This is a genomic window from Chryseobacterium gwangjuense, from assembly GCF_021311115.1.
GTDB lineage: Bacteria > Bacteroidota > Bacteroidia > Flavobacteriales > Weeksellaceae > Chryseobacterium > Chryseobacterium gwangjuense.
This window is the reverse complement of record NZ_JAJTNP010000005.1, coordinates 137,666-151,209: the sequence shown is the minus strand read 5'-3', so window position 1 is coordinate 151,209 and position 13,544 is coordinate 137,666. Positions and strand designations below refer to the sequence as shown.

Annotated in this window: 9 protein-coding genes; 4 read left to right on the top strand and 5 right to left on the bottom strand. The window is 34.6% G+C overall.

Going from position 1 to position 13,544, the window contains the following annotated elements; all coding sequences use genetic code 11:
• Positions 1-164 precede the first annotated feature (164 nt).
• On the top strand, positions 165-779 hold the full coding sequence (locus tag LV842_RS11250; protein ID WP_233111556.1) for a 4'-phosphopantetheinyl transferase family protein: 615 nt from the start codon (positions 165-167) through the stop codon (positions 777-779).
• Here the strand turns inward: LV842_RS11250 and LV842_RS11245 are convergent.
• The 3 genes from LV842_RS11245 to porU form a co-directional block, all read right to left on the bottom strand.
• A complete protein-coding gene (locus LV842_RS11245) occupies positions 760-3,042 on the bottom strand; it encodes an FUSC family protein (protein WP_233111555.1) in 2,283 nt (760 codons plus the stop codon). The two genes, LV842_RS11250 and LV842_RS11245, sit on opposite strands and share 20 nt — an antisense overlap.
• A gap of 76 nt (positions 3,043-3,118) precedes the next feature.
• Entirely contained in the window at positions 3,119-4,282 is a 1,164-nt protein-coding gene (gene porV / locus LV842_RS11240; RefSeq protein WP_233111554.1) for a type IX secretion system outer membrane channel protein PorV, read from the bottom strand.
• A 61-nt stretch (positions 4,283-4,343) separates the two neighbouring features.
• Entirely contained in the window at positions 4,344-8,240 is a 3,897-nt protein-coding gene (gene porU, locus LV842_RS11235; RefSeq protein WP_233111553.1) for a type IX secretion system sortase PorU, read from the bottom strand.
• 163 nt (positions 8,241-8,403) lie between these two features.
• Between porU and gldJ the strand changes: the two genes are divergently transcribed.
• Together gldJ and LV842_RS11225 are read left to right on the top strand one after the other, a co-directional pair.
• Positions 8,404-10,005: a gliding motility lipoprotein GldJ gene (gldJ, locus tag LV842_RS11230; RefSeq protein WP_233111552.1), complete on the top strand. Its 1,602-nt coding sequence runs from the start codon at positions 8,404-8,406 to the stop codon at positions 10,003-10,005.
• A gap of 63 nt (positions 10,006-10,068) precedes the next feature.
• Positions 10,069-11,340 carry a UDP-N-acetylmuramoyl-tripeptide--D-alanyl-D-alanine ligase gene (locus LV842_RS11225; RefSeq protein WP_233111551.1) on the top strand — a complete coding sequence of 424 codons (1,272 nt, stop codon included), beginning with the start codon at positions 10,069-10,071 and terminating at the stop codon, positions 11,338-11,340.
• An 88-nt stretch (positions 11,341-11,428) separates the two neighbouring features.
• On the opposite strand, the gene LV842_RS11220 is transcribed toward LV842_RS11225, so the two are convergent.
• Positions 11,429-12,037 carry an NUDIX hydrolase gene (locus LV842_RS11220; RefSeq protein ID WP_233111550.1) on the bottom strand — a complete coding sequence of 203 codons (609 nt, stop codon included), beginning with the start codon at positions 12,035-12,037 and terminating at the stop codon, positions 11,429-11,431.
• Between the two features lie 36 nt (positions 12,038-12,073).
• On the opposite strand from LV842_RS11220, the gene LV842_RS11215 reads away from it, so the two are divergent.
• Complete coding sequence (locus tag LV842_RS11215; RefSeq protein ID WP_233111549.1) at positions 12,074-12,463, top strand: SRPBCC family protein; 390 nt, start codon at positions 12,074-12,076, stop codon at positions 12,461-12,463.
• Positions 12,464-12,494: 31 nt separating this feature from the next.
• Here the strand turns inward: LV842_RS11215 and LV842_RS11210 are convergent, their stop codons facing one another.
• Positions 12,495-13,538, bottom strand: coding sequence for an anhydro-N-acetylmuramic acid kinase (locus LV842_RS11210; protein ID WP_233111548.1), 1,044 nt, complete (start codon positions 13,536-13,538; stop codon positions 12,495-12,497).
• Positions 13,539-13,544 lie beyond the last annotated feature (6 nt).

Here is a 13,544-nt window from a genome sequence, read left to right as displayed (position 1 = left end):
GGAGATGGAAAAAATATTAAAAAGAAGTAGGACTGGATGTTGAATGAAGAATGTTATTTAAATTATAAATGACCTTAAGATGATTTTTAAGTCGTTTCAACGCTCTCGTTTTTCATCTTCTGATTCGATATAATTTCTTTTCATTATTTTTATAGAAAAAAAGAATGCCTCTTTATCGCGATTTTTCTGATGACACTGCTACAATTCTTGTTTGGAAATATGATGAAACTGAAGAATTGAATCTTAATGATCTTTTAGAGCCTGAAAATGCTGAAAAAGTAAAAGATTATCATCCGAAAAAATTGTTGGAAGTATTAATGGTGAGAAAACTGTTAAAAGGGTTGAAACCCAATTCTAAAATTTTATACAAAGACAGAGAGCCTTTTCTTTCACCGAAAGATGCGGAAATTTCTATTACTCATTCGTTCCCTTTTGCTGCTATTGCCATTTCTAAAAATAAAATTGGGATCGACCTTGAAAAATTTAATCCTAAAATTTTAAGGGTAATCGATAAATTCACCTATGAAAACGAACGTGGGTTTATTCCTTTTGATAATGAAGTTACGTATTATACCATTATCTGGAGTGTAAAAGAAAGCATGTATAAAATTCACCATTCCAAACATTGGTCGTTGAAAAAACATTATGAAGTACGTCCGTTTGAATTAAAGCATCTTCATCACATACAATGCAGGGTGCATGATGATCAAATTTCTGACGAGCTAAAAGCCAGAGTAGAATTTTTTGATGAATATTGTTTTACGATTGTTGAGGAATAGCTTCAGAAGCAGCCTCATTTTTCGATTCATTTCTGTAGTTTTCAATCACTTTTCTTTGTTCTTTCGCGACATCATAAATCAGTTCTAAAATATCGTGAACGTTTTTCAGCTCAGTTAAGTGTGAAATTTTATTGGGATCTCTGTAATTTTTGGCTTCATGATCTGCCAATTCGGTTTTTCTTTTTAAGATTAAATCATCGAAAGAAGAATCTTCAGGTTCAATACGGCTTTCCATTTTTAAAGACTCACTGATTTTGTCTCCATTCAAAAGATTGGATACCAGTTGAAGTTCTGCTTCTATTTTTTTACCCCATCCTTCTGAATCTATTTCAGGATATTTTTCATCATTTTTTACATATTGGGAGAGAGAAGCGGTGTAGGCCGTAATCAAATGTGAAGTTGCCACAAACTGATGAACCACTTCCAGTTTTTTCTGCTGGTTTTTAGGTTCAGAAATCATTCTCTGGAAACTGTCGGAAAGATTAGCTAATGAAATGATTGCATTTTTACGTTTCATTTTATAATCCTCAATATCGAAATCTTCTTCTAAAAATTTAGAAATCACACTTTGAAAGTAAAGGAAATTGCAGTGTGCAGACTTTTTCATTAATTCAAGATTCTGCGTATGCTCCCAAACAGGAAGAACAATATAGGAAACCAGAGAAGCTATAACGCCGGCAACGATCGTATCTACAATCCTGTCTTTAAAAATAACATCTACATTTCCGGGACTTAAAAAATTAAAGCTTAAGAAAACATAAATCGTCATAAACAAAACTGCCCAAAAATATCTTCCTTTCAAAAAGCTAAAACACATTACCATGCTTAAAAGGAGAATCGTAAACAAAACCTGATTAATATGTACATAATGCAGGATTCCATAAGCAATTACAGCTCCTGCTATCGTTCCGTACAAACGGAGCAGGTTTCTTTGTTTGGTGATAGAGTAGGCGGGTTTCAGAATCGCAACAATGGTAATTAAAATCCAATACGTATGACCAATTCCCAACAATTGAAAAAGCGAGAAAGAATATCCCAATAACAGGGCAATCGTAATTCTTAAGGCATGACGAAAATGTAAGGAAGAAAAGGAAATATTATTTTTTAAGACTTTAATATTAAGCTTTTCTTCATTCGGCATAAATTTTCTAAGGTCTAATCCCGTGGAAAGACTTTTGGCCAATTTTACGTTTTGAGAAAAGACTTTATATATTTCGTTGATTTCTTTTGTAATTTCATTGATGCGTATTAAAATTTGACGCAGGATCATGAAATTTTCAAAATTATCCGGAGATATTCGTTCGTTTCTTAAATCAAAATAAAGGTGATTTAATTTTTCTAATTCAAGCTCCAGATCAAACAGAGATTTTGCTCTGGTTCCAATCTGAAGAGCGATCCCGATATTGGTAATTTCTTCAGCAAGCAGATTAAGATAATCATGAATGTTGACCAAGATCGTACTGCCTTCAAAACTTTGTTGGAGTTTTTGGTAATCACTTTCGGAAGTCATCAGCTTTTCGTGAAGATCCATAGAATTCAGAAACATCAACATTAGCAAACGGCTGGTTGTGGTAGATTCGTTGACAATCGTTCTGGTTTTGAATACAGTCTCGCGGGTTTCTTCCTGCAGATTTTTGATTTCAATCTGTTTGGCAATAACTTGTTTGGCAAGTTTATCAAAATCCGGATTTTTTTGATAGTAATTGGCTTTTATCTTTAGGAATTCAGCTAACTGAAGATAATTTTCCCCGATCATCTGGCTTGCCAGTTTATACGGCTGAATAGTGGTTACAATTAAAAATATCAATAAAAACCAGATACAGCCTGAAGCGAAAATCAGTAAGCTTTTAAGAATGTCGGCTCCTGTAAGATGTCCGTCAATAAAAATAGCGAGCACAACCAAAGACAGTGAACCTACTGCCGCTAATCTTTGTCCGTAAACCCCAATTAAAGAAAAAAATATCCCGAAGACAATGATTTCTGCGAAAACTAAGATTTTGATTTTCATGACCAAACTGGCAATGAGAGCAACGAAAATAAAGCAGATAATGGCAAATGCCAAAGCATTTCTCCTACGGATAAAAGGACCCGGTTGATCTGTTAAAGCCACAAAACTTGTTCCCAAAGGAAACAAGAAGTATTCTTTTAAGATTCCGAAATGGGCAAGAACTAAACAGGGTAAAACAGTCGCCAGCGTAATTCTGATTGCAGAATACACATATTGGCTGGTGACAAATTTTTTGAGCTCCGATGAATAGTTCATACTACAAAAATAATTATTGAAAAACAAAAAAGCCTCATAAAAATGAGACTTTTTTAGACTTTTATATTATGTTTATTTAATAATCTACATTCGATGTTTCTTCTCCAATGTTCCAAGTTAACCCGAAACGAAGCGTGTTGTCCAATGCTGTATTAATTTTAGACATATTGATTAAGTAAGATACATCAAGTCCGAAAGAACGGTATTTCAATCCGATACCCGCAGTAGCATATTGTCTTGCTCCTTGCTCTTCACTTTCATGGAAATAACCTGTTCTCACTGCGAAAGCGTTGTCATAAGAATATTCTAATGCACCGCTATACATGATAGAGTTTTTGTTTTTGAATGATTTTCCAATTCCAGCGATAGGACCTACGTTTGGTACTTGGTAAATCGGCTGTCTTGTGTTTGGATCCATTCCTACAAATTCAGAACCCGGAACCAAAATTTTCGAACCTTCTACGCTAAGACCTACTTTATTCATGTCATCAAGGTACATATCATAACCAAAACCTAATCTTGCCATTGTTGGAAGATAAGATCTTGATTCTTCATTACCTGTATAGTCTAATTTAGGACCTACGTTTTGGATAGACAAACCTCCATTCAATTTCCCATCCATACCTCCGAAGCTCGAAAATTTAGGAGATGTATAGTATGCAGAAATATCAACTGCAAAAGAGTTAGCAGGCTTTAAAGTCGTATCGGTGTTGAATCCTCCGGCTAAGTCTGAACGGATAAATCTACCGGTAACAGCTCCAGAGAAAGAATCAGAAAGTTTTAGAGCATAGGCAACGTCAATAGAGAATTCGTTAGGTTTTGAAACCCCGTTAGACTGTACCTGGTTATCTACAAAAGAGGTAAGGTCTACTTGTCCCATATTGAAGTAATAAATACTCGCAGAGATTGTAGATCTTTCTTCTTGTCCTAAAAATTTGTGAAAAGCTGCATAAAGAAGGAAAACATCATTCGTAAGTTTTCCCATATATGGTGTGTAGTTTATACCAAAGGAAGAACTTGTTCTGCTAAAAGGATATTTTGCGGCATTCCAAAATTGAGAAAATGCATCAGGAGAGGTAGCAACCCCTTGATCTCCCATACCTCCGGCTCTTGCGTCTGGTGCAATTCTTAGAAAAGGTGCTCCTGTTAAAACCGGATTCACCTTACTCAGGTCTTGTGAATAGCCTAAAAAACCAGCACTTAAACCAATCCCTAATAGCAGTTTAGTAGTTAAATTCATATGTTGTCTTTTAATATATTATCAGTTTTTTATTAATATTATTGTTTTTGTTATCTCAAAATTATTTCAAAAGTACCATTTTTTCTACAGCTGTAGCACTTCCTTTACATTTTTCTTGATTTTGGCTTTTTGCAAATATCTTAAAAATATACGTACCTTTTGCTACTGTATCCCCAAAATCGTCTTTTCCGTCCCATTCTATTGCCTGACGTGGCGTTCTAAAGCCCTGTAGGAAGGGTTCTGCAACAACTGCCTGGGATAAAGTTCTTACTAATTTCCCTGTTATGGTATAAATTTGAACATTTACATCTAAAATATCATCACAATTATGTTCAAATTGAACGTATGTTTTATTGGTAAACGGATTCGGCCAGTTCAATGGTCTGTTGATAATCAAATGCTGATCGGCTTCATCCTTAACTTCAAAATTTAACGTAGCAGTTGTCGAATTATTGTTTATATCCCAAACTTTAAATGTTAATTGATGTTGTCCTATTGCCAAATTTCTGAAAGGATATGATACATTCCCTTTTTGATAATCTGCCAAACTTGGACTTAAACATCCGTTTCCTTCTCCTGAAGAATAAAAATCATTTAATACAACGGTATTGATAATTTGACCGTCTAAATATACGGTAATATCGTGACCAATACCAGAACCTGTAGAATTAATTCCTGTATCATCTGTAACACAAGCAAGCAACATCGGATTTTGATCTGTGATACCGCCATCTGCAAAGTTGGTATTGTTCATGTATAATTTTACTTTTGGCGGCTCACTATCGTTGATTCCGTTAGGATTGATGTCACCCACCTGTACTGCCTGATTGTTGAATACATCAGATGCTTTATTGTCTGCATAACCCAATAATCTTCCTGTACCTACTGCATAATTAATGTCTTTCGGAACATAAAATTCGATGGTAAATACACCATTTACAGCCATTCCCGAAGCTTTTACGATCGCGCTTCCTTCTTCAGTATAGTTTAAAACAGGAGTTAATCCTCCGTCATTATTTAAAGTAGATTTATTAAGTCTTTTATCAAAAATATTGATAACAACTCTTCCGTTGAAGTTGGTATTGGTAGTACCATTTGGATTATTGATGTGCCCTTTTATCTTCACAAAATCCAGTCCTCTTATCAATCCCGGAACAGGAGTTTCAATATTGTCTACTACTAATAATCTTTGAGGTCTGCTTAATTTCATCGCAGGATCTCCCAAAAAGTTTACCTTTAAATGGTTTGAATCTCCGGGTTTCAGTTTTTTTGCATTTAAATGAGCATTACCGGCAGAGACAAAATCATCATTGGTAAGTTTAAACATTTCCTGAGTATAAAGATTCGTAAACTGTATTCCGTAATCTACCCCTACAGCACGGCTGGAAGTAATCATTGCAGCAGCACCTCCTTGTTTTAGTTTGATAAATTGCTCACCTACTGAGAAAGTACCGGGTTCATCCCAAAGTGTAAATTCGCAAGTGATGGTAGATACAAATGGAAACCTGCTGTATACATTGGAGAAATTATTGGCGTTTTGTACTTCATCGGAAGTTAACACTCTTTCTTGTGCCCAACCGTTTATTCCACCATGTCCGAAATAGAAAAGATATAAGCTGTTTCCAATATCATTAGAGATCGCTTGGTTTACTTGTGGAAAACGCTGTCCTCCCGCAGTACTCTGAGCCTGGAATGCATCTAAATAGAGTTTTCTTACATTATATTCTTTAAGAAGAGTTCCTGTTTCAAATGTACTCGCTAATGTACTATTCATTACCGTATGAAAAGGAATACCTCCGTCATTGTCATCATCTACTACAAAATCAAGCTTCATTTTCCATTCTCCGAAAGGTGTTGACTGTCCGGATAATGAGTTGTAATACGCCAATGTTTTATCCATCATATTGGTAGCCTCTGTTACATTAGCAGCCGGAATTCTACCTACCGGAAGGTCAGGTAAATTGTTGTAAATAAATGTATTGGATGCAGGTTGTGGACTTGTCATCACAATATAGTCATCCGTTACAAATGAGCTTATAAAATCCTGAGAATCTTCACTCTGATAACTTGAAACGACATTAGAATTATTTGAAATTCTGTTTTTATAGTCAAAAGATGTATCTCCTAATATGAAAACATATTTTAAACTTCCCAATGGAGTATTAAGTTTGGTAACGAAGTCTCTGACCGCCGTAAGATCTCTGCTTCCGCTTCCGAATTCATTGTAAATCTTACTGATATCTACGATTTGTACATTAAAACTATTTTTTGTCTGATGGTAATTAGCTAGTCTCTGAGCCTGTCCCATCATTTCAGGAGTCGTAATGATAAGATAATCTACATTCTGTAAACCGGATAAATTTTGGTTTCCAATTCTCTCTACAAATTGCGGAGAATACGCTGCGTCTGCTCTGAAGGCCACGAATTCGTTGTTGAAATTCAGATCTGAAGCAATATATCCGAAGTTAAATGAAGCACTTCCTGTAGCTTTATTTACTCTTCTATTGGCGTTGGTAATATCAGTAACATCCCAAACCTGTTCTATGTTTGAAGCATTATTGATACTGAAACCATAAGAAGTATTACTTCCACTTACGAAAGAGAAATCTCTAAAGTTCATCTGTGAACCATTAAAGCTTAAGTTCTCTTTATATTGTACTTCCAAATAATCAAAATAAAATGCTCCGTTAGGATTTACGCTGATATTGGGTTTACAAGTAAGGGTGATCTGATTGCCCTGCAAATTAGTGAGAGTTCCTTCATATTTTAAAGGAAAATAATCAAAGGCATAAGTCGGTAAGTTAGCAGGAACAGAACCTGTTGTAGGGTTTTGGTTATTGATGTTAAATTCAACAGAATTCTGCTGGGATTTAAATCCTATTACCTGAGTCTTATACTGTATCACATCTCCACCTTGTATTGGTGAATTTGTAGTGAATGTTACGGTTTTATCATTGGTAAAAGGAGTGTCCTCCGTCCAGATTCTTCCTACTTTTAAAAGGTTTTTTTGATCATTGTTAACGACCTGGTAACTGTCATATCTTGTCACAAGAGGAGTGGTCGGAAGATTGGCATCCACAGATTGAACTCTTTTTCCTGCTCCTTTATCAAAGGTGATGAAATAATAAGAATAATCTTCGTAAATATTTTTTACGTTATTACTTGTGTTATTTCTTGTCTCATGTCTTTTAAATCCGTTTCCGTTGGCAGGATCGTAAAGGTTGTATCCGTTAGGTCCTTGAGCATAAAAAATGGCATAATCATTATCATTCCATACTCCGTCGTCTTCTCCTACTACCTGAATTGCGTTTTCCTGTAATGCACTATATTTTACGTCCTGGTTATGTTCAGGAAGCATGATTCCTCCGTTTCCGTAAACTCTAAAGTTCTTAGGGTTTACAGAACCCGGATTAATTCCATTATCTTTTAAAAACTGAGAAGTAATTTTAAAAATACCGGATTTATCAACTTTTATTTTATAAAAAGTTCCTGTGGAAAGAGGGTTTACCGTAGTTCCTACTTTGGAAGCTACGTTTTTAGCACTTATTGTCGTTTCATTAACGTCAAATGAAGAAAGTCTTAATACTTTTCCATTCACTTTTTTGAATAAGCCCACATAAATACTTGCATATCTTTCTCCTTCAGAGTAATAATAGCTGATATCCGCAATATCATGGTTGGGAAGAAGATCCTTACTAATCTCGTACAATTCCTTATTTGAAACGGTCTCCCAGTTCAATTTTGAAACTTTTAAATCTCTTTCCCCTATTTTTTGTTTAGTTGATATAAAAATATTATTTTGGCTAAATGAAAACCCCTCATTTTTAAAATTTGGGAGATTCAGTTTTGTTTCACCGAAATCTTGGATTTTAGAACCATTCCATTCAATGGATGTTTTTTGAGCCCAAACGGATGATACAAAAGCGAATAGGAATAAAATCGATACTTTTTGTTTCATATTTATTATTGAAATTTCTGAATTACAAAATAAATGAAAATTTTATAATTAAATTGTGATACAATAAAATTAATTTGTTATCGTTTTTCAAAAAAATCAAATCTTTCTTGATTTATTGAATAATTTATTTTTTCTTTGTACTTTGAAAATATTTAAATCGACTATGAAAAAACTAAAGTTGTTTTCATTAATAGCATTAAGTTCTACACTTGCATTAACCAGTTGTGGAGGGTCAGGTACCAGCAAAGGAGGTGGTACTAAAAAATTTGTCAGCAAGACAGGTTGGAAACCAAACGAAAAACAGGGTTGGTTTTTTGCAGGAAAGCAACAGCAGCAGAAAGGGTGGCCGGGAATGGTATATGTAGAAGGTGGAACTTTTACAATGGGATTAGTGAAAGATGATGTTATGCATGATTGGAATAACTCACCTCGTAGAATGCAGGTAAGTTCATTCTATATCGGAGAAACTGAAATTACTAACTACGAATACCGCGAATACCTTACATGGTTGAAGTATGTATTCCCACCAAGTGATCCGAGTTTCAAAGAAATCTATAATGGTGCTTTGCCAGATACTTTGTTGTGGGACAACAAACTATCTAGAAATGATTTCAATGAAACCTATTTCCGTTCTCCTGAATATGACTACTATCCTGTAGTAGGAGTTTCTTGGACACAAGCAAACAGATACTGTGAGTGGTTAACAGATAGAGCAAATGAAAAAGCATTAATGAATGCAGGTATCATCGCAAAAGATTTATACATCAATGAATCTAACAACCAAGGTGGTACAGCGTTCAATATGGATAAATTCAAATCGAATGATCCTGAAATGCAAGGGTATATTAACCAACAAAGAAAACAGCAAAAGTCTGGTATGAAAACTACCAACCAAAGACTACTTGCTGCTAATGCTTCTCCTGGTTCTGCAATGGTTCAAAAATTCAGACTTCCTACTGAAGTAGAATGGGAATATGCAGCTCTTGGAATGGAGAAAAACAGAGAATATAACAACTATCAAGGTAAGGCTCCTGGAATCGAAAGATTAAGAGGTCTTAAAGGTAGAGAAAAAGGAATGTTGCTTGAAAACTTTAAACAAGGTAAAGGTGACTACTCTGGACCTGCAGGATGGAAAAATGACGGATCTGCTTTAACAGCTGATGTAAGAAAATATCCTTCTAACGATATCGGAATTTATGGTATGTATGGAAACGTTTCAGAATGGACTGCAGATGTTTACAGACCTATTATTGATGAAGATTTCAGTGATTTCAACTATTACAGAGGAAATATGCCTCAAGCAGTGGTAAGAAACGGAGACGGTACTTATAAAATGGTTGACGAAAGCAATATCAAATACGATACATTGGCAGATGGTAGATTGGTTTACAGAAACTTACCAGGTCAATTCGAAAGAGAAACGATTGCAGATTACAGAAACTACAGAGATGGTGATAAACAATCTTCTCTAGATTATAGAAATGCATCAGATTCTGCTACGACTTATGATATGTACAATTCTCCTAAAACGAGATTTATTGTAGATGCAAAAGGTAAAGTAGTAATGCAAAAAGATACTAAGGACAGAACATCTGCTATCTCTAATGATGTTAGAGTAGTAAAAGGAGGTTCTTGGCAAGATACTGCTTATTGGTTAGATCCGGGACAAAGAAGATACAAGAACCAAAATTCAGCGTATGGCTGGGTTGGATTCCGTGTAGCTCAAGATGCTAGAACTAACGATAAGAATAGAACTAGAAGATAATATTTATCAAAATAAATTTGAAAAACCTTCCAAAATTTTGGAAGGTTTTTTTATTTTTGAACTATGAATATAGAACAGTTTTATCCACTATTTTTAAAATCTGAAAAGGTAACCATCGACAGCAGAAAAATCGGTAAGAATGATGTTTTCTTTGCTTTTTCAGGAGAAAACTTCAATGCAGCAACTTCTGCTGAGCAAGCCATTGATGAGGGAGCTTTAGCAGTGATAGTTGAGCAGAAAGATTTTGAAAATGAAGCCAGAAATATTTTCTATGTTCCATCAACATTAGATTTCTTACAAAAACTGGCAATTCACCATAGAAACCAGTTGCAGATTCCGATTATAGGTCTTACAGGAAGCAATGGAAAGACTACCACAAAAGAAATCATTCATGCAGTTCTTTCAGAGCAGTTTAATGTTCAGTATACTTTCGGGAATCTAAATAATCATATAGGAGTTCCGTTAACTATTCTTTCCATTAAACCTGAACATGAAATGGCAGTGATCGAAATGGGGGCCAATCATCAAAAGGAAATCGAACTTCTATGTACGATTTCTCAACCCAATTTTGGATATATTACCAATTTCGGGAAAGCCCATTTAGAAGGTTTTGGAGGCTTTGAAGGAGTGATTAAAGGAAAATCTGAATTGTATGATTATCTTAAAAATCACCAGGAGATCATTCTTGTTAATGAAAATGATTCTATCCAGGTTGAAAAAACAGAAAGTTACTCACCTAAAATTACTTTTGGAAAGACAGGTTCTGATTATCAGTTCGGGTTGTTTTCTGAAGAACATTTTGTAGGATTAATGTACAACAACGATAGAGCTGTTTCAAAGCTAACAGGCGAGTACAATTTTACTAATCTTTGTGCTGCTGCAAGTTTAGGACTTCATTTTGGAATTAGTTTCAGTCAGATTAAGAACGCGATTGAAAACTATACGCCCACCAATATGCGTTCTCAAATTGTTAAAAAAGAGGACAGAACTTTAGTGTTGGATACGTACAATGCAAATCCAAGTTCAATGACTGCATCTCTTCATAACTTTATCACATTTGAAGGCTCAAAAACAATCATTATTGGAGATATGCTGGAACTAGGAGAGGAGAGTGAAAAAGAGCACCAAACTATTCTTAATTTAGCTCAGGAGCTAGGATTCAATGAAATTATTACAGTAGGGAAAAATTTCAAACAGATTAATTCGTCTGTAACTTCTTTCGAAAATACTTCAGAATTAATTGAATATTTAAAATCACATAAAATTCAGTCTGAAAATATATTATTAAAGGGCTCAAGAGGTGTTGCGCTTGAAAAATCAATTGATTTTATTTAGGATAAAGCTTCTACATAATAAGATATTAAAAAAATAAAGTTCACATAGGAAGACTATGTGAACTTTTTTATAGACTAAGAGTCGCCTATTAAGCTTTTGAACTCCAGAATTCTTTGATGATCAGTTTAATATTTTTAAATGTACTTGGGAAAACTTCCTTTTCAATTCGAGTCGTGTCTTTCCATGCTACTTCAGTAATTCCTTCCTCAATTTGAGGTTTTGAGGTATCTTCACCTTTGAAATTCATTTCAAACCAATGGGTACATTTTAAAACCTTGTCTCCATTACGCTCAATATAAATGTGGTAAGTCGTATTGATAAATTGCACCAATTCCACGTCTTTCAAACCTGTTTCTTCTTCAATTTCACGTACGGCAGATTCTTCACGAGATTCTCCTTTTTCCATTTTACCTTTCGGAAGATCCCATTTTCCAAGTCTTTTGATGAATAGAACTTCTCCTTTAGGATTATTGACAATACCTCCTGCTGCCTCAATGATTCTGAAAAGGCTTTGAAACTCGCCCCATATTTCATCGATATTTTCTCCAAAAACATTCAATTCTTTTACAGATGTATTCTCAAGAAGATCTAGGGCGATCTCCAATGATGTGACGTTTTCATATCCAAGCGTTTTTTCCAGGTTTTCAGATTGTTTGGATAGCAATAATTTTTTTTCGTTCACAAAAACTTTATACATTTGTAAGAATTAAGAATTTAAATACAAAAATAAAAAATGAATTTAGAAGGACGAAAGATTATTGTCAATAAATCATCTAAAGAGTTGGTAGAACTCCTGAAATCTCCGGAAAATTACAAAGATTTTATGCCGGATGGTCTTCAAAAGTTTGAAACAAGAGAAGATGGATTTAAATTCGGGTTGCAAGGAATGCCGGAAATTGCTTTAAAAATTGATGAAGTTACAGATCAGAAAGCAGTTTTGAAGTCTGCGAGTTCTAGTTTGGATTTTGCTTTAACGGCAACTATAAACCCTCTCAACGAAAATCAAACGGAAGTACAGATGTTGTTTGAAGGAAAATTCAATCCGTTTATCAAAATGATGGTGGAAAAACCTCTTCAGAATTTTATCAATACTTTGACAGATAAGATCGAAGCTTATAAATAAAAATAGAAAACCTTCAGAAATGAAGGTTTTTTTATGCAAAAATTCCGGAACTGTGGTCGTGAGAACTTCCTGTGGAAGAGGAAAGAACATTAATTTCGTTATTAAGTCTTAAAACCCCCATGAAAGCAAAGATTAATGCTTCCTTATATTCTATCAGTTCTTTTGTCGGAATAATGAGTTCAGTGTTTGTTTTATTTCTTATTTTTTCAATTAAATATTGGTTGAAAGCCCCTCCTCCGGTACAAAGAACATTTTTTAAATGGTGAGCATTAAAAACATTAGATATCTGTTGGGCAGCATGTTCTGTAAAAGTTGCCAGAATATCAACAGTTTCTATGTCTCCGAATAATGGAAGAATATTTTCATGGCACCATTCAATTCCTAAAGACTTTGGATGAGATTTTTGGTAAAATTCTAGCGAATTAAGCTGAAGTAATAAAGCATCGTTGATTTTTCCAGTTCTTGCCAAATCGCCATTTTCATCGAAGTTTCTATCGAATTGCTGAGCTAATTTATTCAAAACGATATTTACCGGAGCAATATCAAAAGCGATTCTTTTGTTATTTACTTTTAGAGAAATATTGGAAAATCCGCCAAGGTTCAGACAGGCATCATATGCGGAAAACAATAATTCATCACCAATCGGAACTAGTGGAGCCCCGTTTCCTCCCATTAAAACATCCTGACTTCTGAAATCATAGATTACAGGCAAGCCGGTTTCTATTTTAATGGCTCTTCCGTCCCCAATCTGCAATGTAAATTTCTTTTGAGGTTGATGAAAAACGGTATGACCGTGTGAAGCAATTAAATCTAGATGTTGAAGCTGATGTTTTTCAATGAAGTTTTTTACCGCTTTTCCCAAATAAAAACCATACTCTGAATTTAGTTCTAATAATTCTTCAGGCGAAAGGTAAATCGAGTTTTTAAGCTGATCTTCCAGTTCCTTGGAGTAAGGAATTGTTTCGGCTTTTATGATTTCAAAATTCCATGAAGTTTGTTTTTCAAATTTAACAAAACAAATATCCAAACCGTCCAGACTTGTTCCTGACATTAATCCTATAGCTTGAAAGATCATAGTAGA

What these genes read in the sequence shown, in the direction of transcription:
- LV842_RS11250 (WP_233111556.1), top strand. Translation starts at nt 165, where the DNA reads ATGCCTCTTTATCGCGATTTTTCTGATGACACTGCTACAATTCTTGTT.
- LV842_RS11245 (WP_233111555.1), bottom strand. Translation starts at nt 3,042, where the DNA reads ATGAACTATTCATCGGAGCTCAAAAAATTTGTCACCAGCCAATATGTG.
- porV (WP_233111554.1), bottom strand. Translation starts at nt 4,282, where the DNA reads ATGAATTTAACTACTAAACTGCTATTAGGGATTGGTTTAAGTGCTGGT.
- porU (WP_233111553.1), bottom strand. Translation starts at nt 8,240, where the DNA reads ATGAAACAAAAAGTATCGATTTTATTCCTATTCGCTTTTGTATCATCC.
- gldJ (WP_233111552.1), top strand. Translation starts at nt 8,404, where the DNA reads ATGAAAAAACTAAAGTTGTTTTCATTAATAGCATTAAGTTCTACACTT.
- LV842_RS11225 (WP_233111551.1), top strand. Translation starts at nt 10,069, where the DNA reads ATGAATATAGAACAGTTTTATCCACTATTTTTAAAATCTGAAAAGGTA.
- LV842_RS11220 (WP_233111550.1), bottom strand. Translation starts at nt 12,037, where the DNA reads ATGTATAAAGTTTTTGTGAACGAAAAAAAATTATTGCTATCCAAACAA.
- LV842_RS11215 (WP_233111549.1), top strand. Translation starts at nt 12,074, where the DNA reads ATGAATTTAGAAGGACGAAAGATTATTGTCAATAAATCATCTAAAGAG.
- LV842_RS11210 (WP_233111548.1), bottom strand. Translation starts at nt 13,538, where the DNA reads ATGATCTTTCAAGCTATAGGATTAATGTCAGGAACAAGTCTGGACGGT.